The sequence below is a fragment of the Streptomyces sp. NBC_01233 genome, assembly GCF_035989305.1.
GTDB lineage: Bacteria > Actinomycetota > Actinomycetes > Streptomycetales > Streptomycetaceae > Streptomyces.
In genome coordinates this window covers 3,502,908-3,524,358 of the sequence record NZ_CP108514.1, presented here as the reverse complement: position 1 = coordinate 3,524,358, position 21,451 = coordinate 3,502,908, and the positions used below count along the sequence as shown (strand labels likewise).

General features: G+C 73.9%; 18 protein-coding genes and 1 tRNA gene. 17 read left to right on the top strand and 2 right to left on the bottom strand.

All coding sequences use genetic code 11. From position 1 onward, the window contains the following. Positions 1 to 128: 128 nt before the first annotated feature. Entirely contained in the window at positions 129 to 911 is a 783-nt protein-coding gene (locus OG332_RS16500; protein WP_327414197.1) for a YidC/Oxa1 family membrane protein insertase, read from the top strand. A 167-nt stretch (positions 912 to 1,078) separates the two neighbouring features. After that, the gene (locus OG332_RS16495) at positions 1,079 to 1,936 is read left to right on the top strand and encodes a fumarylacetoacetate hydrolase family protein (protein ID WP_327414196.1); all 858 of its coding nucleotides are present in this window, start codon (positions 1,079 to 1,081) and stop codon (positions 1,934 to 1,936) included. A gap of 164 nt (positions 1,937 to 2,100) precedes the next feature. Here OG332_RS16495 and OG332_RS16490 read toward each other — a convergent pair whose 3' ends face one another. Then, on the bottom strand, positions 2,101 to 3,213 hold the full coding sequence (locus OG332_RS16490) for a Gfo/Idh/MocA family oxidoreductase (RefSeq protein ID WP_327414195.1): 1,113 nt from the start codon (positions 3,211 to 3,213) through the stop codon (positions 2,101 to 2,103). Between the two features lie 55 nt (positions 3,214 to 3,268). On the opposite strand from OG332_RS16490, the gene OG332_RS16485 reads away from it, so the two are divergent. From OG332_RS16485 to OG332_RS16425, 13 genes are all read left to right on the top strand, one after another. Further along, entirely contained in the window at positions 3,269 to 4,438 is a 1,170-nt protein-coding gene (locus OG332_RS16485; RefSeq protein ID WP_327414194.1) for an ROK family transcriptional regulator, read from the top strand. A 426-nt stretch (positions 4,439 to 4,864) separates the two neighbouring features. Further along, positions 4,865 to 5,602, top strand: a complete 738-nt coding sequence (locus OG332_RS16480) for a hypothetical protein (RefSeq protein ID WP_327414193.1) — start codon at positions 4,865 to 4,867, stop codon at positions 5,600 to 5,602. 422 nt (positions 5,603 to 6,024) lie between these two features. Continuing rightward, entirely contained in the window at positions 6,025 to 6,789 is a 765-nt protein-coding gene (locus OG332_RS16475) for a GntR family transcriptional regulator (RefSeq protein WP_327414192.1), read from the top strand. Between the two features lie 159 nt (positions 6,790 to 6,948). Beyond that, positions 6,949 to 8,070, top strand: coding sequence for a TIGR03364 family FAD-dependent oxidoreductase (locus OG332_RS16470; RefSeq protein WP_327414191.1), 1,122 nt, complete (start codon positions 6,949 to 6,951; stop codon positions 8,068 to 8,070). Positions 8,071 to 8,189: 119 nt separating this feature from the next. Further along, positions 8,190 to 8,846 carry an HAD family hydrolase gene (locus tag OG332_RS16465; protein WP_327419249.1) on the top strand — a complete coding sequence of 219 codons (657 nt, stop codon included), beginning with the start codon at positions 8,190 to 8,192 and terminating at the stop codon, positions 8,844 to 8,846. After that, positions 8,843 to 9,892 carry an ABC transporter ATP-binding protein gene (locus OG332_RS16460; protein WP_327414190.1) on the top strand — a complete coding sequence of 350 codons (1,050 nt, stop codon included), beginning with the start codon at positions 8,843 to 8,845 and terminating at the stop codon, positions 9,890 to 9,892. Before OG332_RS16465 ends, OG332_RS16460 begins: the two co-directional genes overlap by 4 nt. A gap of 4 nt (positions 9,893 to 9,896) precedes the next feature. Continuing rightward, positions 9,897 to 10,865, top strand: coding sequence for a 2-aminoethylphosphonate ABC transporter permease subunit (locus OG332_RS16455; protein ID WP_442816355.1), 969 nt, complete (start codon positions 9,897 to 9,899; stop codon positions 10,863 to 10,865). Then, complete coding sequence (locus tag OG332_RS16450; protein ID WP_327414188.1) at positions 10,852 to 11,649, top strand: ABC transporter permease; 798 nt, start codon at positions 10,852 to 10,854, stop codon at positions 11,647 to 11,649. Before OG332_RS16455 ends, OG332_RS16450 begins: the two co-directional genes overlap by 14 nt. A gap of 85 nt (positions 11,650 to 11,734) precedes the next feature. After that, entirely contained in the window at positions 11,735 to 12,817 is a 1,083-nt protein-coding gene (locus tag OG332_RS16445) for a 2-aminoethylphosphonate ABC transporter substrate-binding protein (RefSeq protein WP_327414187.1), read from the top strand. A 158-nt stretch (positions 12,818 to 12,975) separates the two neighbouring features. Next, positions 12,976 to 14,535: an alkaline phosphatase family protein gene (locus tag OG332_RS16440; protein ID WP_327414186.1), complete on the top strand. Its 1,560-nt coding sequence runs from the start codon at positions 12,976 to 12,978 to the stop codon at positions 14,533 to 14,535. 123 nt (positions 14,536 to 14,658) lie between these two features. Next, entirely contained in the window at positions 14,659 to 15,438 is a 780-nt protein-coding gene (locus OG332_RS16435) for an HAD-IIA family hydrolase (RefSeq protein WP_319732742.1), read from the top strand. Between the two features lie 121 nt (positions 15,439 to 15,559). Then, positions 15,560 to 16,165 (top strand): hypothetical protein, encoded by a 606-nt coding sequence (locus tag OG332_RS16430; protein WP_327414185.1) that lies wholly within the window; start codon positions 15,560 to 15,562, stop codon positions 16,163 to 16,165. 65 nt (positions 16,166 to 16,230) lie between these two features. Next, positions 16,231 to 16,890, top strand: a complete 660-nt coding sequence (locus OG332_RS16425; protein ID WP_327414184.1) for a class F sortase — start codon at positions 16,231 to 16,233, stop codon at positions 16,888 to 16,890. A gap of 65 nt (positions 16,891 to 16,955) precedes the next feature. Here the strand turns inward: OG332_RS16425 and OG332_RS16420 are convergent. Beyond that, positions 16,956 to 17,029 (bottom strand) — tRNA-Lys (locus OG332_RS16420). A gap of 226 nt (positions 17,030 to 17,255) precedes the next feature. Here OG332_RS16420 and OG332_RS16415 point away from each other — a divergent pair. Beyond that, the gene (locus tag OG332_RS16415; RefSeq protein WP_327419248.1) at positions 17,256 to 18,605 is read left to right on the top strand and encodes a peptidoglycan-binding protein; all 1,350 of its coding nucleotides are present in this window, start codon (positions 17,256 to 17,258) and stop codon (positions 18,603 to 18,605) included. A gap of 1,208 nt (positions 18,606 to 19,813) precedes the next feature. Continuing rightward, positions 19,814 to 21,436, top strand: a complete 1,623-nt coding sequence (locus OG332_RS16410; RefSeq protein WP_327414183.1) for an SPFH domain-containing protein — start codon at positions 19,814 to 19,816, stop codon at positions 21,434 to 21,436. Positions 21,437 to 21,451 lie beyond the last annotated feature (15 nt).

Here is a 21,451-nt window from a genome sequence, read left to right as displayed (position 1 = left end):
CGCGCAGTACATCTCGTTCCGTTCTCGTTCTCGCCTTCTGCTGACTGATCACTGTTGTCGCCCCTCGCGGGTCGTCACGCCGAAATGCATCTCTTTCGACGTTCGACGAGACCCTCCGGAGGGCCCACGTGTCCGTTTTCCCCCACCTTGTTGCTGCGCTGGGCCGGCTTCTCGAGCCGGTACTGGCCCAGTCCGCGACCGCTGCCGCGATCGTGCTGTTCACCGTGCTCGTACGGCTCGCCCTGCACCCGCTGAGCCGGGCGGCCTTCCGCGGGGCGACCCCGGCGGCGGGATGTCTGCCGCTGCTGCTGCAGCTGCCGGTGTTCTTCGTGATGTACCAGGCGTTCTCCTCGGCGAAGGTCGGCGGCGAGGCCAACGAACTGCTCGGGCACCGGCTCTTCGCCGCGCCGCTGGGCTCCCGGTGGACCGAGGCGTTGGGTGAGGGCGGCCCGTTCGGGGCGCAGGGGCTGGTGTTCCTCGGGCTGTTCGGCGCGATCGCGGCGGTCGCCGCGTGGAGTGCGGTGCGGGGCCGCGAGGCGGCGGCCGCGGCCGCGGCCGCCGCAGCCGCTGCCTCCGCGGCGACGCCGGCCGGCCGTGGCAAGGCCAAGCCGGGGGCGGCGAAGGCCAAGCCGGGCGCCGAGCCGGGCGCCGAGCCGGGCGCCAAGGCCGGGGTCGTGGCCGAGGTGAGTGCCGAGCAGCAGGAGGTCATGCGCAAGCTGGGCGGCGTACTGCCCCTGCTGTCCTTCGGGACGCTGATCACGGCTGCCGTGGTGCCGCTGGCCGCCGGGCTGTACCTGCTGACCACCACCGCGTGGTCGGTGGCGGAGCGGATCTGGCTGCAGCACCGCAAGGAGCGGGCCGAGCGTGCGGAGGCGGCCGAGCAGGCGGAACGGGTGGGACAGGCGGCGTAGGCGGAGCGGGTGACGGCCGGTGGAGCGGCGCGTTCCAGTCCGTGAACAGGGTCTTGCGGATTGGGCAGGCATCTTGGAGGATCAACCAATCCTCCGATGGCCGCAACCCATCGGCCGGCCCGGGGCACGCCCATGGGCCGACCACCCACGACCACGGGAGAATGCCCATGAAGCTGCTGCGTGTCGGACCCGTCGGGTCGGAGCGCCCCGCGCTGCTCGACCAGGACGGGACCCTGCGTGACCTGTCCCGCCTGATCACGGATGTGGACGGCGGCCTGCTCGCCGACGACTCCGTGCTGTCCCGGGTACGGGACGCGGCCGAGTCCGGTGAGCTTCCGGTCCTGGGCGCCGAAGGGCTGCGGATCGGTGCGCCGGTCGGCCGTATAGGCAAGGTCGTGGGCATCGGGCTGAACTACTTCGGGCACGCGGCCGAGATCGGCGCGGAGCCGCCAGCCGAGCCGATCCTGTTCCTGAAGGCCGCGGACACCGTGGTCGGCCCCGACGACACCGTGCTGATCCCGCGCGGCAGCGTGAAGACCGACTGGGAGGCCGAGCTCGGCGTCGTCATCGGCAGCACCGCCCGCTACCTGGACTCCGCGGAGGAGGGCCTCGCGCACGTCGGCGGCTACGTGCTGGTCAACGACGTCTCGGAGCGCGAGTTCCAGATCGAGCGCGGCGGCACCTGGGACAAGGGCAAGAACTGCGAGACCTTCACCCCGCTCGGCCCCTGGCTGCTCACCGCCGACGAGGTCCCGGACCCGCAGGCCCTGGACGTCAAGCTGTGGGTCAACGGCGAGCTGAAGCAGGACGGCAACACCTCGGACCAGATCTTCCCGGTCGGCGAGGTCGTCCGGTACCTGAGCCGGTTCATGACCCTGTACCCGGGCGACGTCATCGTCACCGGTACGCCGGCCGGGGTGGCCATGGGCCAGCCGGAGCCGAAACCGTACCTGCGGGCCGGTGACGTCGTGGAGCTGGAGATCGAGGGTCTCGGCCGCCAGCGCCAGGAGTTCAAGAGCGCGTAGGTCTTGGCGGCAGACGGCAGGGCCTGTTCGCGTGGTGTGGTGATGTGCTGCTCAGCCCTCGGCCGACAAGCCTGCTTCCTGTGCCCGGGCTTCCCGTCCGGGGGCGCCTGGTCGGACACGGTCGGGGCCGACCTGGCGGACGGCCAAGCGGCGTCGGTGGCATGTCACGGCGATTCAGGCAGGGTGGCGGGAAGCTCCACCACCACTCCCTCCCGGGACGACCTGTGGGCCGCCTCCAGTACGTCGAGGCACTGGGCGGCCTCGTACGCGGTGACCGGGTTCGGCCCGCCCTCGCGGAGGGCGGCGGCCACCATCGCGTAGTACGCCGGGTAGTCGCCCTGCTCGGTCGGCACCGGGGTTCCGCCGCCGGTCAGCGGGGACTCGCCGGAGCCCACCCGCCCCCACAGGTGCGGGGGCTCCTCGCCCCAGGGCGTCTCGCCGTCCGGCCGCAGCCCCTCGCGCAGGGCGCCTTCCTGCGGGTCGAGGCCGTACTTCACGTAACCGGCCCGCGAACCCAGTACGCGGAACCGCGGTCCGAGCTGGGCGGTGGTGGCGCTGACGTAGAGGTGGGAGCGGACCCCGTTCGCGTGCGTGACGGCGATGAAGGTGTCGTCGTCGGTCTCGGCGCCCGGGCGGCGCGCGTCGGCCTCCGCGTAGACCCGTACGGCCGGACCGAACAGCACGAGCGCCTGGTCCACGACGTGGCTGCCGAGGTCGTACAGCAGGCCGCCGATCTCCTCCGGGGCGCCCGACTCGCGCCAGCCGCCCTTGAGCTGCGGACGCCAGCGCTCGAAGCGGGACTCGAAGCGCTGGATCTCGCCGAGTTCGCCCTCCGCCAGGAGGCGGCGCAGGGTGAGGAAGTCGTTGTCCCATCGGCGGTTCTGGAAGACGGAGAGGAACGTTCCGCTGCGGTCCGCGAGGGCGGCGAGCGCGCGGGCCTCGGCGGCGGTGGCGGCGAGCGGCTTGTCCACGACCACCGGGACGCCGGCTTCGAGGGCGGTGGTGGCGAGCGGGACGTGCGTCCGGTTGGGGGAGGCGATCACGACCAGGTCGAGGTCCCGGTCCCACAGCTCGGCGGCGGTGGCGGCGATGTGGACGTCGGGGAACTCCGCGCGGGCCTGGGCCTGGCGGGCCGGGTCGGAGGTGACGACCGTGTCGAGGGAGAGTCCGTCCGTGGCGGCCACGAGGGGGCCGTGGAAGACGGAACCGGCGAGTCCGTAGCCGATGAGGCCGACGCGGAGGGGTGCAGGGGAGGAAGGGGAGGCGGGGTTGCTCATGGAACCACTTTGGCAACAGTGTTGCCGAAGTGCAAGGAAGGTGGACAATGGACTCGTGAACAGGGGTAGCGGGGACGAGCGCGGCGGGGTGAACCTGCCGGCGCTGCGCGGGTACAACGAGGCGCTGTTGCTGGATCTGCTGCGCGGCGCCGGACCGGTGGGCCTGGGCCGCACCGAACTCGCGGCCCGTACCGGGCTCACCCCGCAGGCCGTCAGCAAGATCACGGCACGGCTCGGCGCGGACGGGCTGGTCGCGGAGGCCGGACGCGCGGCGTCCACCGGCGGCAAGCCGCGCACCCTGCTCCGGCTGATGCCGGACGCACGTCACGCGGTCGGAGTGCAGCTGGACCGCGACGAGCTGCGGGCGGTACGGGTGGACCTGGCGGGCCGTGTCGTCGCCGAGAGCGGTGGCCCGCTGGACTTCGGGGCCGGCCCGGAGGCGGCGGTGGAGGCGGTCGTACGGGCGGTCGCGCGGGTCAGAGACCCGGCCGGGCCGCCGCTCCTGGGCGTCGGGGTGGCCGCACCGGGGCCGCTCGACCACCGGGCCGGGGCGATGGGGCGGGTGACGGGGTTCCCGAGCTGGAAGGGCTTTCCGCTGCGGGGGGTGCTGGAGGGGCGGCTGGGCCTGCCGGTGCTGCTGGACAAGGACACGAACGCCGGTGCGGCCGCGGCCGCCGGGGCGTGGCTCCGGGCCGCCTGGCCGGCTGCGGATGCGGCTGCGGATGCGGATGCCGGGCGGGACGCGGATGCCGGGCCGGATGCGGATGCCGGCGGCGGGCCCCGCACCTGCGTGTACCTGCACGTCGGGACCGGGCTCGGCGCGGGGTTGTGGCTCGCCGGTGGGGTCTACCGGGGTGCCCGCTCGGCGGCGGGGGAGTTCGGTCACCAGGTGCTCCTGCTGGACGGCCCGATGTGCCGGTGCGGGGCCCGGGGCTGCGTGGAGGTGCTGTGCCTGGGGGCAGTGGCCCGAGGTGATCTTCCCGAGGCGGCGCGGATCCTGGGGGAGGGTGCGGCCAACCTGGTCGCGCTGCTGGATGTGGACCGTGTGCTGCTCGGCGGGCGGGTGGTGGCGGCGGCGCCGGAGGTCTTCGTGGCCGGGGTCCGGGCCGTTCTCGCGGCCCGCGCGCTGGATCCGGCCCGGCCGGTGGTTGCGCTGGCGGGGGCCGGTGTGGCGGAGGGGGCGGCGGAGCTGGTGCTTGCGCCGTTGTTCGGGCGGGCGGGGTGACGCGGTGCCGGTGCCGGTGCCGGTGCCGGTGCCGGGTGCGGTGTGCCGGGTGCGGCGCCGTTGCCGGGGGCGCTGCCCCCGGACCCCCGCGCCTCAAACGCCGGCGGGGCTGAAGGAGGGTGCGCCTCAAGTGCGGGCGGGGCTGAAGGAGGGTGCGCCTCAAGTGCGGGCGGGGCTGAGGGGGTGCCTCAAGCGCGGGTGGGGCTGAGGGGGTGCCTCAAGCGCGGGTGGGGCTGAGGGGGTGTCTCAAGCGCGGGTGGGGATGATCGGCGGGGTTGACCCGTGCGGCATTCGGGCGTAAACCGGAACGACTCGGGCGTGGCTCCCGGGGAGGGGTTGCGCGGGGGTGGCAGGGTGCGGGCAGGGCCGGGGTGATTGTCACCTGGTCCGATCATCGTCCCGTCCGGCGAGCAGCGAAGGTCTTCCATGCGACTACGCAAAGCCCTTGCCCTCACCGCCGTACTCGTAGCCACCACCGCCCCCACCGCGGCCGCGGACATCGGGACCGGCGGCGGGGCCCGACCCGCACCCGCGCTGCCCTCCCGCGCGCACGCCACCTGTGGAGACGGGAAGAGCCACGCCTTCCCCATCGGGGCGCGCATCCGCGGCGGCCCGGCCGTGTACCGCACCGGCGGCGGCCCGCAGACCTGGTACCTGGACCTGACCAACACCACGGACTCCGAGTGCACGGCCATCCACCCCGTCGTCGTCTTCACCGACAAGGCCCGCACCCTGCGCCCCGCCCATCTGCGGATGGAGTTCGACGCGCCGGGCGGCACGTTCCCCGTCAGCCTGGAGCGGAGCGACCGCGACGAGATCATCGCCGTCTTCGACGGCGGCGACGCCTTCCCCGGCTTCACCGTCGGCCCCGGCGGCTCCAAGACCGTCAAGGTCGGGCTCGCCTTCGCCCCCGACGCCCCCACCGGGGAGGTCCTCGCCGACGCCGCCCTCGTCCAGCGCAAGGGCGACGACGGCGACTGGATCGGCGAGGCCGGAGGCTACCGGTTCTCCGTCGAGGGTCCGGAGGATCCCGTCGAGGCAGGCTCCCTCGCCCACACCGGCCCGCGCGAGTGGGCGTACGGGGCGGGCGCCGTCGCCGCCCTCGCCGCCGGCGGCGGGCTCCTGCTGGGAGCCCGTCGGCTGCGTACCGCCGATCGCCCCTGAGCGCCCCCGCGCCGCCCGCCAGCGAAGTCGGCTCCCGCGGGGCCGGGTGTGTGTCGGGGTGATCCCCGCAGGGTGCCCTTGGCCTCGCCGGCCGGAACGCAGCAGCCACGGACCCCGACGCGCCCCCGGGTTCCAGCGGGGCCGGGTGTGCCGGGGCGCTCCCCGCAGGGCGCCGAACGCAATCCCCTCGGCCCTCCGACCCCCCGCCACGTTCGGCGCCCGAGGAGACGCCCCGGCGCGCGCCCGACCCCACCCGAACCGACCCCGCCGCACCCCGACAGAGCCCCCGGCCCCTCGGCCCCCGGCCCCTCGGCCCCCGGCCGACCGGCCGACCGGCCGACCGGCCGACCGGCCGCGCCCGTGCAGCGACCCGTACGACGGTCCCGTACGGCGTCCCGAACCGCCCCGCATAGAGTCCCACCGTGGAAGAACAGACCCCGCGCCACCGCCCCGGCTCACCCGTGCGTTCCGGCATCCCCGAGCACGGCCGCATCCCCAAGTACTACGCCGTCAAGGCCCGGATCTCCGGGCTCCTCGACGAGCTCGGCGAGGGCGGCGCGCTGCCCACCGAGCGGGATCTCGCCGAGCAGTACGAGGTGTCCCGCGAGACCGTCCGCCAGGCCCTGCGCGAGCTGCTGCTGGAGGGCCGGCTGCGTCGTGCCGGCCGCGGGACCGTCGTCGCCGGCCCGAAGCTGGAGCAGCCGCTCTCCCTCGCCAGTTACACCGAGGGCGTGCGCCGCCAGGGCCGCCGCCCGGGCCGTCACCTCATCGGCCTGGAGCAGTTCCCCTGCCCGCCCGACCTCGCCCCCGGCATCGGCGCCGAACCCGGCGAGCCCGTCTGGCACCTGGAGCGGGTCCTGCTGGCCGACGACGAGCGCGTCGGCCTGGAGAGCACGTACATCCGGGTGGCCCGCGCCCCTCGCCTGGACAGCGATTTCCAGCCGGACTCCTCCTTCTACGGATACCTCCGCGACAGCCTCGACATCGCCTTCGGCGAGGCCGACGAGAAGTTGGAGACCGTCCTTGCGACCCCCCGCGAAGCGCTGCTGATCGGCACGCCGCCGGCTCTTCCCATGCTGCTCATCCACCGCTTCTCGCGGGATCAGGACGGCCGGCCCCTGGAGCGGGTCCGTTCGCTCTACCGTGGTGACCGGTTCAGCTTCACGACCCGCCTGCGGGCCGAATAGCCGCAGGTCGATCGACTCTTACCGGTTGTAAAGGGATATATGAGCACCGCACTCTGGTCACAGGAAGATAACGGGTCTAGTCCAAGTGTCGAGGGTCGTTCACCGGCGCGTTGCCGGACGGATCCTTCCGGGTCACGGTCCGCGCCCACCGTTGGCGACGTGAGAGTCATAGTCGTCGGAGGCGGCGTGGTCGGCACCATGCACGCCTGGCAAGCAGTCCAACGCGGCCACGAGGTCGTCCAGATCGAGCGAGAGGCGGAGGCCCGCGGCGCGTCACTGCGCAATTTCGGCCAGATCTGGGTCAGCGGACGGGCCGGGGGAGAGGAGATCGACACCGCCCTGCGGGCCCGCGAGCTCTGGGAGCGCATCGGCGCGGAGGTGCCCGGCCTGGGCTTCCGCGCCAACGGCTCCCTCACCCCCGTCCGCACCGACCGCGAGCACGCCGTAGCCGAGGCGGCCCTGGCCCGCCCCGACGCCGCCGCCCGCGGCTACGAGCTGGTCACCGCCGAGGAGGCGCGGCAGATCAACCCGGCCCTGCGCGGCGCCTTCGAGGCCGCCCTGTGGTGCGAGCGGGACGCGGCCGTCGAGCCGCGCACCGCGCAGCTCCACCTGCGGGAGGCGCTCCAGGCCACCGGCCGGTACACCTTCCTTCCCGGCCGGGAGGTGCGCGAGGTGACGGGCCCCGCCGCCGTCCGCGACGACCACGGCGACGTGCACCGCGGCGACGCGGTCGTCCTCGCCACCGGCGCCTGGCTGTCCGGCCTGGTCCGAGAGCTGGTCCCCGACCTGCCCGTGCGCCGCGTCCGGCTCCAGATGATGCAGACCGCCCCGCTCGGCGAGCGGCTGACGACGTCCGTCGCCGACGCCGACAGTTTCCGCTACTACCCCGCCTACAAGTCCCCCGCGCTCGATGCCCTCAACGCCGGGCAGGACCAGGCGCCGACAGCCGCCGCGCACAAGATGCAGCTGCTGATGGTCCAGCGCCGCGACGGCGGACTGACCATCGGCGACACCCACGAGTACGAGCACCCCTTCGCCTTCGACACCCTCGAAGACCCCTACGAACACCTCACCGGGGTGGTCGAGGGCTTCCTGGGCCGCCCGCTGCCGCGGATCCAGCGCCGCTGGGCGGGCGTGTACGCGCAGTGCACCGACACCACCCGCGTCGTCCACCGCCAGCAGGTGGCCGACGGCGTCTGGCTGGTGACCGGACCCGGCGGACGCGGCATGACCTGCTCGCCCGCCATAGCCGAGACCACCGCGAACGAACTGGGCTGGTAAGCCGGATGACCGACACCACGCACGCCACGCACACCACGCACGCCACGCACACCACGCACGCCACGCACACCACAACCGCCACGGCCACCACCGACACCCGCAAGCTGATCGTCCTCGACATGGCCGGCACCACCGTCGCCGACGGCGGCCTCGTCGAGCGCGCCTTCGAACGCGCCGCCGAGCGCCTGGGCGTCGAGCCCGGCACCCCCGACCACGCGGCCAAGCTCCAGTACGTCCGCGACACCATGGGCGAGTCCAAGATCACCGTCTTCCGTCACCTCTTCGGTACGGAGGAGCTCGCCCGGCGCGCCAACTCCGCCTTCGAGGAGGCGTACGCGGAGCTCGTCGACGGCGGCCTCATCGCCTCGGTGCCCGGCGCCCGCTCCGCCATCGAGAAGCTCCGCGCCGACGGCCGCACCGTCGTCCTGACCACCGGCTTCGCCCGCGTGACGCAGGACGCCATCCTCGACGCCCTCGGCTGGCAGGACCTCGCCGACCTCACCCTCTGCCCCGCCGACGCGGGCGGCCGCGGCCGGCCCTACCCGGACATGGTGCTGACCGCGTTCCTGCGCACCGGCGCCGTGACCGACGTACGCGACACGGTGGTCGCGGGCGACACCGCCTACGACATGCTCAGCGGCCGCCGCGCCGGCGCCGGGACCGTGGCGGGCGTCCTCACCGGCGCCCACGACCGCGCGGCGCTGACGGCGAACGGCGCGACCCACGTCCTCGGCTCCGTCGCGGAACTCCCGGACCTCCTGGCGGAGTCGTCGTGAGCGGCATCCGCTTCGACGGGGTCAGCGTCGCCTACGGCGGCACGACCGTCCTGGACTCCCTCGACCTGACCGTCGAGCCGGGCGAGGTGATGGCGCTGCTCGGCCCCTCCGGCTCGGGCAAGACCACGGCGCTGCGCGCGGTCGCCGGTTTCGTACGGCCCGTCGCGGGCCGGGTGCTGATCGGCGGCCGGGACGTCACCGCGCTCCCGCCGCACAAGCGCGGCATCGGCATGGTCGTCCAGCAGTACGCGCTCTTCCCGCACATGCGGGTCGAGGACAACGTCGCCTTCGGCCTCCGGGCCCAGAAGGCACCCAAGGGCGAGATCCGAGGCCGCGTCGCCGAGGCTCTGGAACTGACCGGCATGGGCGGCTACGCACGGCGCTACCCCCGCGAACTCTCGGGCGGCCAGCAGCAGCGCGTGGCCATCGCCCGCGCGCTCGCGATCCGCCCGGGGGTACTCCTGCTGGACGAACCCCTCTCGGCCCTCGACGCGCAGCTGCGCTCCGGGATGCTCGCCGAACTGGCCCGCCTGCACCGCGAACTGCCCGACGTCTCCATCCTCTACGTCACCCACGACCAGGTCGAGGCGCTCACCCTGGCCGACCGGATCGCCGTCATGGACAAGGCCCGGCTCCAGGACTGCGGGACCCCGCAGCAGCTGTACCGGGCCCCGCGCACCGAGTTCACCGCGTCCTTCGTCGGCAACGCGAACCTGCTGCCGGTGACGGTGGCCGAGTCCGGCGCGGTCTTCGAGGGCCGCGCACTGACCCTCGACCGCGGCCGCGCGGCGCCCGGCTCCACGGCCACCCTGTGCGTACGGCCGCACCTGCTCGGCCTCGGGACCGGCCCCAACGCTCTGAGCGGCACCATCGCCGAGGTCCAGTGGCGCGGCTCGACGCACCGGCTCTACGTCGACGTCGACGGCCACCGGGTCAAGGCGGACCTCCCCGAGCTGCGGGAGACTCCGGCGCTGGGGGACAGGGTCACGCTGCACTTCGAGCCGCGCGACGCCGTGCTGCTGGCCGCAGGGGTGTCGGATGGCTGAGACCATGCGGCGCGCGGCCGTGCCGACCCCCGCCGGGGAGGCTCGGGGCTCCGCCCCGGACCCCGTGCCTCAATCGCCGGCGGGGCTGGAATGTGCGGCGCGGCTGAAAGATCGGGGCTCCGCCCCGGACCCCGCGTCTCAATCGCCGGCGAGGCTGAATCGTGCGCTGGTATGGGCGCTGCCGCCCGTGGCCGTGCTCGCGCTGGTGTTCCTGTATCCCCTCGCACTGGTCGTCCGGCAGTCGCTCAGCCCCGAGAACGGCGGCGGCGCCTTCGACGCGTACGCCTCCGTCTTCGCCTCGCAGAGCTTCCGCGAGGCCCTCGGGACCACCGTGTGGCTGGCCGTCGGGGCCACCGCCGGCTGCCTCGTGCTCGGCTTCGCCCTCGCGCTGATCATCGCCTTCGTGCCCTTCCCCGGGGCCCGCGCCGTCGCGAAGTTCATCGACGTGTTCCTCTCCTTCCCCTCCTTCCTCGTCACCCTCGCCCTCCTCTTCATCTACGGGACCGTGGGCATGGCCAACGGGGCCTGGACCGGCCTCACCGGCGCCGCCGAGGGGCCCTTCCACTTCCTCACCACCCCCTGGGGCGTCCTCCTCGCGGAGATCACGTACTTCACGCCCTTCGTGATGCGCCCCCTGCTCGCGGCCTTCTCCCAACTGGACACCGCCCAGCTGGAGGTCGCCGCCGGCCTCGGCGCCCGGCCCGCCCGGATCGTCCGGCGGGTGATCCTCCCCGAGGCCCTCCCGGCGCTCGCCGCGGGCGGCAGCCTCGTCCTCGTCATGTGCCTCAACGAGTTCGGGATCGTCCTCTTCACCGGAGCCAAGGACGTCACGACCCTGCCGATGCTCATCTACGGCAAGGCCATCCTCGAATCCGACTACGCGGCCGCCTGCGTGGTCGCCGTCGTCAACATCGCGATCTCCGTCGGTCTGTTCGGCCTCTACCGGGTGGTGGGCAAGCGTGCTGGTGCATAGCAAGACCGGCCGCTGGGCCGCCTGGGGCCTCTTCGGCCTCCTCTTCCTGCCGCTGTTCGCCCTGCCGCTGCTCGTCGTGGTCGCGGCCTCCTTCGCCACCCACTGGTCGGGCGCCTTCCCCTCCGGGCCGACGACCGCGAACTACGCCTCCGCGGTACGCGGCGAATCCCTCCGGGCGCTGACCACCAGCCTGGTCACCGCCCTCGCCGCCAGCCTCCTCGCACTCGCCGTCGGCACCTGGGCCGCGCTGGCCGCCGCCACACTGAAGAAGCGCGGGAAGCGCGCCCTGGACGCGCTGTTCATGCTGCCCGTCGCGGTCCCGTCCGTGGTCGTCGGCCTCGCAGTGCTCGTCGCCTTCAGCCGGCCGCCGGTCCTGCTCAACGGCACCAGCTCGATCGTCATCCTGGCGCACACGATCCTTGTCACGGCGTTCGCCCACCAGTCGGTTTCGGCCGCGATCGTACGGCTCGACCCCGCGTACGAGCAGGCGGCGGCCTCCCTCGGCGCCCGTCCCGCGTACGTGCTCTGGCGGGTCAGGCTCCCCCTCCTGCTGCCGTCCCTCACGGCCGCGGCCGGGCTCTGCTTCGCCCTGTCCATGGGCGAGCTGAGCGCCACGATGATGCTCTACCCGCCGGACTGGATGCCCCTCCCCGTCCGCATCTTCACCGCCACCGACCGCGGTTCGCTCTTCGGCGGCTCCGCCGTCGCCGTGGTCCTGATGGCCGCCACCCTGCTGGTCCTCCTGGCCGTCTCCCGCATCCGTACCAAGGCCTCGTACCGCTGACTCCAGCCGGCCCCCACAGACTCCGGCCGGTCCCCGCAGATCCCGCTGATTCCCCGCTGACTCCCTTTCCCCGTAAGGAAGTTCCATGCCCAGCAAGCTCCTGCTCCGCAGTGCCGCCGCCGTCGCCGGCAGCCTCGCCCTCACCGCCTCCCTCACCGCCTGCGGCGGTTCCTCCTCCGCGGACTCCGCCGACTCCCGGGGCGGCGAGAAGGTCGTCACCGTCTACAGCGCCGACGGCCTCAAGAGCGAGAAGGGCGACGGCTGGTACGACAAGGTCTTCGCCGACTTCACCAAGAAGACCGGCATCGAGGTCAAGTACGTCGAGGGCGGCTCGGGCGAGATGGTGCAGCGCGCCGTCCGCGAGAAGACCAACACCCAGGCCGACGTGCTGATCACGCTGCCGCCGTTCATCCAGCAGGCCGACGGCAAGGGCCTGCTCCAGGCCTACGTGCCGCAGGGATCCGACAAGGTCAACGGCGCGGACAAGGCGCCCGACGGCAAGTGGACCTCGGTCGTCAACAACTACTTCGGCTTCGTCCACAACAAGAAGGAGCTCCCCGAGGCCCCCAAGACCTGGGAGGAGCTGCTCGACCCCAAGTACAAGGGCAGGCTGCAGTACTCCACCCCGGGCGTCGCGGGCGACGGCACGGCCGTCCTCGTCAAGTCGATGCACGACTTCGGCGGCAAGGAGCCGGCGATGGAGTACCTGAAGAAGCTCCAGGCCAACAACGTCGGCCCGTCCTCCTCCACCAGCAAGCTCGCGCCGAAGACGGACAAGGGCGAGCTGCTCGTGGCCAACGGCGACGTCCAGATGAACTTCGCGCAGTCCAAGTCCATGCCGAACCTGGGCATCTGGTTCCCGGCGAAGGACGGCGGCAAGCCCACCAGCTTCGCCCTGCCCTACGCGGCCGGCCTGGTCGCCAAGGCCCCGCACTCCGAGAACGGCAAGAAGCTCCTCGACCACCTCCTCGGCGAAGAGGCCCAGAAGCTGGTCAGCGAGGTCGGCGGCGGCTTCCCGGCGCGCACCGACGTCAAGCCGACCGACGCCAACGCCGTCGAACTCACCAAGATCATGGCGGGCGTGGAGATCTTCGAGCCGGACTGGGCCGACATCGACAAGAACCTCACCGGCTACGTCGACGCGTGGAAGTCGGCAACCGGAAGCTGACCGGTTACTTCCTGGCCACCCACGGCCGGCAGAGTGACCTGCCTGGGGGTCCCCCCCGGACGAAGTCTGGGGGATGGGTCTGGACCGAGGCCCGCACCTTCGGTCCGGACCCGGCGCACGTCCCCAGCGCCTTCCCACGATCACTCCCGGAGGAGTTCGTGCCCACTGCTGTCCCCGCCGGACGCACCCTCGCCGTGGCCACCACCGTCACCGCCCTGCTCGCCACCGCACTCGGCGCGCACGCCGCCACCGCCGACGAGGCCGCGGCCGCCGCCGGCACCGGCAAGGTCCTCGTCATCGGCATCGACGGCGCGGTCCTGGACCGTGTCAAGGCCGCCAACGCGCCGAACCTGCAGGGCCTGATGGCCCAGGGCCTCACCGCCCGCAGCACCCTCTACGCGAACCCGATGGCCGCCACCTCCTCGGGCCCCGGCTGGTCCACCATCGCCACCGGAGTCTGGCCCGACAAGCACGGCGTGAAGGACAACTCCTTCACCGGCAAGAACTACACCGCGTACCCGGACTTCCTGACCCGCATCGAGAACGCCAAGCCGGCGCTCAACACGTACGCGGCCGCCGACTGGGAGCCCATCACCTCCACCGACCAGAACGGCCCGATCTTCTCCGCCAAGATCGACAAGCGCCTCTCCCTCAAGGGCGACCGCGACGGCTACCGGGGCGAGGACCCGAAGATCGCCGCCGCGGCCGCCGCCGAGCTGCGCGACCAGAACCCGGACGCCGCCTTCGTCTACCTCGGCGAGATCGACGCGGCCGGCCACTCCTACGGCGCCGCCAGTCAGCAGTACCTCGACACCATCGCCCGCGTGGACGGGCTGGTGGGCCAGCTGCTCACCGCCGTCCAGAACCGCCCGACGTACGCCCAGGAGAACTGGAAGGTCCTGGTCACCACCGACCACGGCCACACCGACTCCGGTGGCCACGGCGGCTCGACCATCCAGGAGCGCGGCACCTTCGTCATCGCCAAGGGCGCGGGCATCCAGGCCGGTTCGGTCCGGGGCGACGTGAAGCTGGTCGACGTGGCCGCGACCGCGCTCGCCCAGGTCGGCGTCGCCGCCCCCGGCATCGACGGAGTCCCGCTGAACGCCCCCGGCATCGACGGAGTCCCGCTGAACGCCCCGGACGACGACCCCTTCGACACCCTGCGCCCGAACCTCCAGGCGCGCGTGGACGAGACGGGCATCCCGGCGGGAGCGAAGGGCTTCACGCACACCCCGCCCGCGGGCTGGTCCGTCGACAACTCCAAGATGGGCACCGGTGGCGTCACCGAGTGGGCCGGCTGGGCCTTCGCGACCGACGAGTTCTGGAGCCAGGCGCAGCGCGACCAGTGGCGCGAGCTGAACGTCCGCTCCCGTGACGTCTTCGCCGTCGCCGACTCCGACGAGTGGGACGACAAGAGCCACACGGGCGCCTTCGACTCCACCCTGATCACCCCCAAGTGGGCGGTCACCGGCGGCAGCACGCGCAACCTGACCTTCCAGACGCACTACCGCCAGGAGGCCGGCCAGACCGCCCAGGTCCTGGTCTCCTACAACGGCGGTGCCCCGACCGTCGTGAAGTCCTACACCGCCGACGCCGTCGCCAAGGCCGAGTCCCTCGCGCTGCAGGTCCCGGCCGGCGCCACCGACGTCCAGATCCGCTTCCGCTACAGCGGGAACAACAACTGGTACTGGACCGTCGACAACGTCCGCCTGGGCTGATCCAGGCCCTCGTGGTCCGGGCTGTGGACGGCCGAAGCGTCCACGGCCCGGCCCCGATAGGGTGGTACAGACTAGCGGTCAGAGGTCAGTCGTCACAGGCCACCGAGAGCGGAGAACAGTCCAGTGGCAGAGCGCAAGCCGATCGAATCCTGGCTCACCGACATGGACGGGGTCCTCATCCACGAGGGCACCCCGATCCCCGGCGCCGATGCCTTCATCAAGCGGCTGCGCGAGTCCGGCAAGCCCTTCCTGGTCCTGACCAACAACTCCATCTACACCCCCCGCGACCTCCAGGCCCGCCTGTCCCGGATGGGTCTGGACGTGCCCGTCGAGAACATCTGGACCTCCGCGCTGGCCACCGCGAAGTTCCTCGACGACCAGCGCCCGGGCGGCACGGCGTACGTCATCGGCGAGGCGGGCCTGACCACCGCCCTGCACGACATCGGCTACATCCTGACCGACCACGAGCCCGACTACGTGGTCCTGGGCGAGACCCGGACGTACAGCTTCGAGGCGATGACGAAGGCGGTCCGCCTGATCAACGCGGGCGCCCGCTTCATCTGCACCAACCCCGACGAGACCGGCCCCTCCACCGAGGGCCCGCTCCCGGCCACCGGCGCGGTCGCCGCACTGATCACCAAGGCGACCGGCAAGAAGCCGTACTTCGCCGGCAAGCCCAACCCGCTGATGATGCGCACCGGCCTGAACGCCATCGGCGCGCACTCGGAGACCAGCGCGATGATCGGCGACCGCATGGACACCGACGTGCTGGCCGGCCTGGAGGCGGGCATGCAGACCTTCCTCGTCCTCACCGGCCTGACCTCGATCGCGGACACCGAGAAGTTCCCGTACCGCCCGACCAAGACCGTCGATTCGATCGCGGATCTGGTCGACCTCGTCTGAGGCGTACGGCGTACGGCCGACAGGGCGTACCGCGTTTGAGGCGTACGGCTGACACGTACGGCGCCGTTCCGGATGCGGAGCGGCGCGCCGCGCGTGAGTCTCCTTGACGAGGAGGTTCACCATGCGCAGTGTCCCGATCGCTCTCCGTGCCGCCGCCGTGTCCGTCGCCCTGGCGGCGTTCTCCGCGGTGACCGTGCCCGCCGCCCTCGCGGGCGAGGAGGACCGCGGTGGCCGCGGCAGCATCACGGTCGACCCGGATCCGGCCCACCCCGGAGCGCAGGTCAAGCTGCGCGTCAACGGATGCGACGGCAGCAGAGGGTCGGCCAAGTCCGCCGTCTTCGTCGCGGACGTCGACCTCTACGGCCGCGACGGCGGCCGCAGCCTGCTCTACGGCGAGGCGGTGATCAGCTCGCACGCCTCGCCCGGCTGGCACTCCATCCGGGTGACGTGCGACGGCCGCGACAAGGTCAGCGGCTCCGTCCAGATCTCCCCGTACCGCCACCCCTCCCACCACGCCTCGCCGGTCTGGCCCGTCCACGCGGGCGGCGGCGGCATGTCCGCCGAGCTCGCGAAGGGGGCCGAGCCGGTCGCCGCCGCGGCCAAGAAGGACCACGACGACGGCCCGAGCCTGCCGCACACGGTGATCGGCGCGATCCTGGCCGCCGTCGCCACCCTGGCCGCCGCGGGCCGGGCGCTGGCCCTGCGCCGCCGCCGCAGCGGCGAGTGAGGTGAGCGGTGGATGAGGCGGGCCGTGCATGAGCGGGGGCCGGATGGTGGACGAGCGGGGGCCGGATGAGTGAGGTCAAGGCTTCCGCCGGCGGCCGGCTGCTGACCTTCGCCGCCTGGTCCGTGCTGGTGCTCGGCCTGTGGCTGTGGGGCCGCCAGCTCACCGTGGCGCCCGCCGCGCCCACCGGCCCGGCCGGCGGGGCGGTGGGCCTGGGACTGCCGGCCGCGCACGCCCCGCTCGCCGCGGCCCTGCCCCAGCGCGTCGACGTGCCCTCCATAGGCATCCAGGCCCCGGTGATCTCCCGGGGCCTGGACAAGGACGGCGCGCTCGAACCGCCCCCGTACGACAGTCCGGGCACGGTGGGCTGGTGGGGCAAGGGCGTCCAGCCGGGGACGGCCGGGACGGCGCTGATGGTGGGGCACGTGGACACCCGCTCCAAGCCGGCGGTGTTCTACGGCCTGAGCACGGTGCAGCCGGGTGACAAGGTGCGGGTGGTGCGGGCGGACGGATCGGTCGCCGAGTTCACGATCGAGGACGTACGGGTCTACGAGCGCGCGGCCTTCGACGCGCACAAGGCCTACGGCCCGCGGGTCCGGGGCCGGGCGGAGCTGAGGCTCGTGACCTGCGGGGGCACCTACGACAAGGCGGCCAAGGAGTACACGGCGAACGTGGTGGTCTCCGCCTACCTGACGGGCGTGGGAGCCCGCCCGGGCACGACGGTCTGACCGTGGCCGGCGGGGAAACGAAGAAGCCCCTCGCAGCTTTCGCTGCGAGGGGCTTCCTCCGTCTGTGCGCCGCCAGGGACTCGAACCCCGGACCCGCTGATTAAGAGTCAGCTGCTCTAACCAACTGAGCTAGCGGCGCTTGCTGACAGGGAAAACTCTACCCCACCTCCGCAGGTGCTCGTGACCAGCCACGCCCGCCTTGTCAGATTAACCCATGTTTGAGGGGTTTATCGTGCACGATATGTCTGCGCCGTGCACATCTGATGCTTTATCAGATGTGGGCCCGGCCGACCAGTGGACGAGCAGGGGACGAGCAGGGGAGTGGACGGATCCGCATGACGACGCAGCCTCCGACGCATGTGCAGATGCCGATGCCCGCTTTCGAGGAGTACGAGCCCGCGGGGGACTGCGTGTGCCGGGGATGCGCCCAGCGCCGCCGTTCCCTCGCCCGCGCGCGGGCCATACCGCTGAGGGACGGGGGGCACCCCGCGGCCCGCGGGGCCCGGCGGGCGCTGGTCCTGGCCACCGCCGCGGGAGTGGTCCTCGGCGGTGGCGGCGCCACCGCGGTGGCCGTGACCACTCCGGCCACCGGTCCGGTGGCCCTGGACGACCCCGGCTCCCCGCAGGGCGACCGGACCCCGCTGCACGGCCCGCAGGGCGGCCCGGTCGGGCGGCCCGGCGCCCCCGCCAAGCCCGGCGCCGTGAAGCGGATCGACCGCACGACGATCATCAACCGGGCGAAGCTGTGGCTGGACGCGCAGGTTCCGTACAGCATGTCCACGTACTTCACGGACGGCTACCGGCAGGACTGCTCGGGCTACGTCTCCATGGCCTGGAACCTCGGCTCGAACGAGTGGACCGGCAGCCTGGACAAGTTCGCCACCAAGATCACCAAGGATGATCTGCTGCCGGGGGACATGCTGCTCTTCCACAACCCGGCGGACCCCAACAACGGCTCGCACGTGGTCATCTTCGGCGGCTGGGTCGACGAGACGCGCAACCACTACGTCGCCTACGAGCAGACGCGCCCCAACACGCGGAAGCTGGCCACGCCCTACGGGTACTGGGCCAACGCGGCCAAGTACGTCCCGTACCGGTTCAACGGGGTGACGGGCGGGGTCGTTCCGGAGGTCCCGGGCGCCGTCCCCGAACCGCCCGCGGCGGGCCCGAAGCCGGGCGACGCCAAGGCCTTCCCGGGGGCGGACAAGTTCGCCCCGGGCGCCGCGAACGACTTCGTGGAACAACTGGGCCGGATGCTGATCGAGCGCGGCGCGTACCGCTTCTACCCCAAAGGGGTGGCGGACCGGACGTGGAGCGACCACGACAAGCTGGCCACCCAGGCCTTCCAGCGCGCACAGGGCTGGTCGGGCGCGGACGCCGACGGCATCCCCGGCGCGCACACCTGGCGCCTGCTCGTCGAGAAGCAGGGCGCCGGCATCCCGCCGTTGGTGGGCGCGGCGCCGGGACCGGGCGGAGTACGGGCCTTCCCCGGGGCCGCCGTGTTCCGCCCGGGCCAGTCCCACGCGGCCATCGAGGCCCTCGGCCGACAGCTGCGCAAGAAGGGCTTCGGCAAGTACTACACGTCCGGCCCCGGCCCCCGCTGGGGTGAGGCCGACCGCCGCAACGTCGAGGCCTTCCAGCGCGCGCAGGGCTGGCGCGGCGCCTCGGCCAACGGCTACCCGGGCCCGGAAACCTGGCGCCGGCTGTTCGCATGACGGAGGTAACGATGTTCCCCACGCGCACCACCTCGACGACGGGCACCCTCCGCGTACCGCCGACGGCAGCCGCGCCACACGCCCACCCGGCGTGGACGGCGGCACCGGAGCCCGCCGCCCCGGCCGGGCACGGCCGGGCCGCGCAGACGCCCGCGACCGCATCGTCCGCGCCGCGCTCCCACCCGGGGCGGGCGGCCGAGCCGGAGCCCGCGCCGCGCTCGGACCCCCGGTCGGCACCGGCCGCGCCCGATGTCCGCCCCGCGTGGACGACGCAGCCGGAGCCCGCCGCCGTCGCCCCGGCCGGACCGGGCTGGGCGGCACCGTCCGCACCGACACCCGACCGCGCGCCCGGATCCGCGCCCCGCCAGGATTCCGGCACGGCACCGGAAGCGCCGCGCTCCCGCCCGGGGTGGCCGGCGGAGCCCGCGCCTGCCTCCGCTCCCGCGGCCGCTTCCGCGTCGGCACCGTCCGCGCCGCCCGCCCGCCCGGCGGAGCCCGTCACCGGCCCGAATTCCCGTACGGCATCGGTCGCGGGGCGCGCGCACCCGGCGTGGGCGGCCGCGGAGCCGGCGCCCGTCGGCGTCGCCTCGTGGGGCCCCGCCCACGCTGCGCAGTCTGCTCCCGTGTCCGCGTCCGCGTCCGTGTCCCGCACGGACCCGGCGCGGGCGGCGGAGCCGGCGCCCGTTCCCACGGTCGGCCCGCACGCCCGCCCGGCACGGGCCCCGGAGCCGGCGCCCGTTCGCACGGCCTCGGTCGCGGGGCACCCGCACCCGGATCCGGCCACCGTCGCCCAGACCGGGCCCAGCCGCGGCACGTCGGCATCCCCCTCCGCGTCCCGCCCGGACTCCCGTAGGGCACCGGAAGGGCCGCGCTCGCACCCGGGGTGGGCGACCGGGCCGGAGCGCGCACTCGCTTCCGCGGCCGCGCCGCATGCACGCCCGGCGGGGTCCGTCCCCGGCCCGGACTTCTCGGGGCGCGCGCACGCGGAGCGGGCCGACGTCGCCCCGAGCGGGTCCGGCCGCGCCGCGCAGCCCGCGTCTGCACCCGCGGCGTGGGCGGCGCAGCCCGAGGCTTCGGCCTCGCGCGGCTCTGCCGTGGCCGCGCCGCGGCCGGGCTCCGATGCGGCAGCGGAGGCGCCGCGCGGGCACCGGGCGTGGGCGGCGGAGTCAGAGCCCGGGGCCCGCCCGGGTTCCCGTACGGCATCGGACGTGACGAGTGCGCACCCGGCGTGGTCGGCGGAGGCCGTGGCCTCGGGCTCGTTCGGGTCGGCCGCAGCGGCGGCCGTGGCCGTGGCCGCGCCGTGCGCGGATTCCCGTACGGCACCGGACGCGCCCCGCTCGCACCCGGCGTGGGCCGCGGAGCCGGAGCTCGCTGCTCCGGCGCCGGCGTCCGCCGCCGTGGGCGCGCCGCGCGAGGAGGCCGGGGCGAGCGACCCTGCCGCGACCTCGTTCGGCCGGGCCGCGGCCCCGGTGGCCCGCTCGGTGCAGGCCGACGAACCGGTGCCCCCGCACGGATGCGAGGTGCCGGCGGCGCGGGCCCGGTCCGAGTCCGAGCCGGTGGCCGCCACCGCGGCCCCGGAGATCCCGCACCCGCAGGACGCGGAGGCCCAGGCCCAGGCCGGGGTGGCCACCCTGAGCCTGCGGACCGTCGACCCCGAGCCCGGACCCGGCCCCGAACCGGTCGCCGAACCCGCGGACCCGCCCGGCGTGCCCGGGCCCGGCGTCGCCGAGATCGTCGCCCAGGCGGTGGCGCGCGGCCTGGAGGGGGACGAGGCCCGGGACCTCCCCGGCCTCCCGCCCCGCCGCGGCACCTCGGTCACCGAGGTGCCGGTGCACCTCCCCTTCCGCGGCGAGCCGAAGCCGATGCCCGCGCCCGCCACCCGGCCCGGCCGGTCACAGGCCGCCCCCCGGCCCGCCCCCGGCCGCCGGGTCCCCCGCGGCGACGACCGGCTCCGGGAGCACCGCGGCCCGGTGCTGCCCGGCTGGGTCGGTGTGGCGGTCGGCGGCATCGCACTCGCCGGATGCACGGCCGTGCTCTGGCGGGCCGGGGCCGTTCCCGCCGCCTTCGTGGCCGCCTTCGGGGCGACCCCCCGCGCCTACCAGGGCCTGCGCGCCGCCCACTGGCCCCCGCTCGCCTTCCTCGGCATCGTGGCCCTCGTGGCGCTCGGCGGTCTCGGCCGGGCCCGCACCGGCCACGCCTGGGTGCTCACCCTCTTCGGCCGCTACCGCGGCACCGTCCGCCTGACCGGCCTGACCTGGGTCAGCCCGCTCCTCCTGCGCCGCCGGGTCGACGTACGGCTGCGGCACTGGCGCAGCGACCCCATGCCCGCCGTGGACTCGGGCGGCCTCGCCCTGCAGGTCGTCGTACAGGTCGTCTGGCAGGTCAAGGACACGGCCCGGGCCACGCTCGCCGTCGAGGACCACACGGAGTACCTCGCCGAGCAGGTCGAATCGGCCATGGCCCGCGTGCTCTCCCAGCTCCCCGCCGACGCCTTCCACGAGGACGCCCCGACCCTTCGGGACGCCGAGGCGGTCGGCGACGCGCTGACCCGCATGCTGGCGGCCGAAACCGAGGCCGTCGGGATCGAGGTGTTCTCGGCCCAGCCGACCCGGATCGAGTACGCGGCCGAGGTCGCCGAGGCCATGCGCCGCCGCCGGGTCGCGGCGATCGACGCCAAGCACCGGGACACCGTGCTGACTTCGGTCGTGGACGCGGTGGACGACACCGTCCACCGCCTGACCTCGCGCGGGCTGGTCGAGCTCGACGACTACGAGCGCAAGGCCCTGGTGAAGGACCTCACGGTCGCCTTCTACACGGGACGCCCCGAGTAGCGCTCCGAGCAACGC

Coding starts and splice junctions, on each gene's coding strand:
- OG332_RS16415 (WP_327419248.1), top strand. CDS start 17,256: ATGCCGATGCCCGCTTTCGAGGAGTACGAGCCCGCGGGGGACTGCGTG.
- OG332_RS16490 (WP_327414195.1), bottom strand. CDS start 3,213: ATGAGCAACCCCGCCTCCCCTTCCTCCCCTGCACCCCTCCGCGTCGGC.
- OG332_RS16445 (WP_327414187.1), top strand. CDS start 11,735: ATGCCCAGCAAGCTCCTGCTCCGCAGTGCCGCCGCCGTCGCCGGCAGC.
- OG332_RS16455 (WP_442816355.1), top strand. CDS start 9,897: ATGCGGCGCGCGGCCGTGCCGACCCCCGCCGGGGAGGCTCGGGGCTCC.
- OG332_RS16480 (WP_327414193.1), top strand. CDS start 4,865: ATGCGACTACGCAAAGCCCTTGCCCTCACCGCCGTACTCGTAGCCACC.
- OG332_RS16465 (WP_327419249.1), top strand. CDS start 8,190: ATGGCCGGCACCACCGTCGCCGACGGCGGCCTCGTCGAGCGCGCCTTC.
- OG332_RS16425 (WP_327414184.1), top strand. CDS start 16,231: ATGAGTGAGGTCAAGGCTTCCGCCGGCGGCCGGCTGCTGACCTTCGCC.
- OG332_RS16430 (WP_327414185.1), top strand. CDS start 15,560: ATGCGCAGTGTCCCGATCGCTCTCCGTGCCGCCGCCGTGTCCGTCGCC.
- OG332_RS16495 (WP_327414196.1), top strand. CDS start 1,079: ATGAAGCTGCTGCGTGTCGGACCCGTCGGGTCGGAGCGCCCCGCGCTG.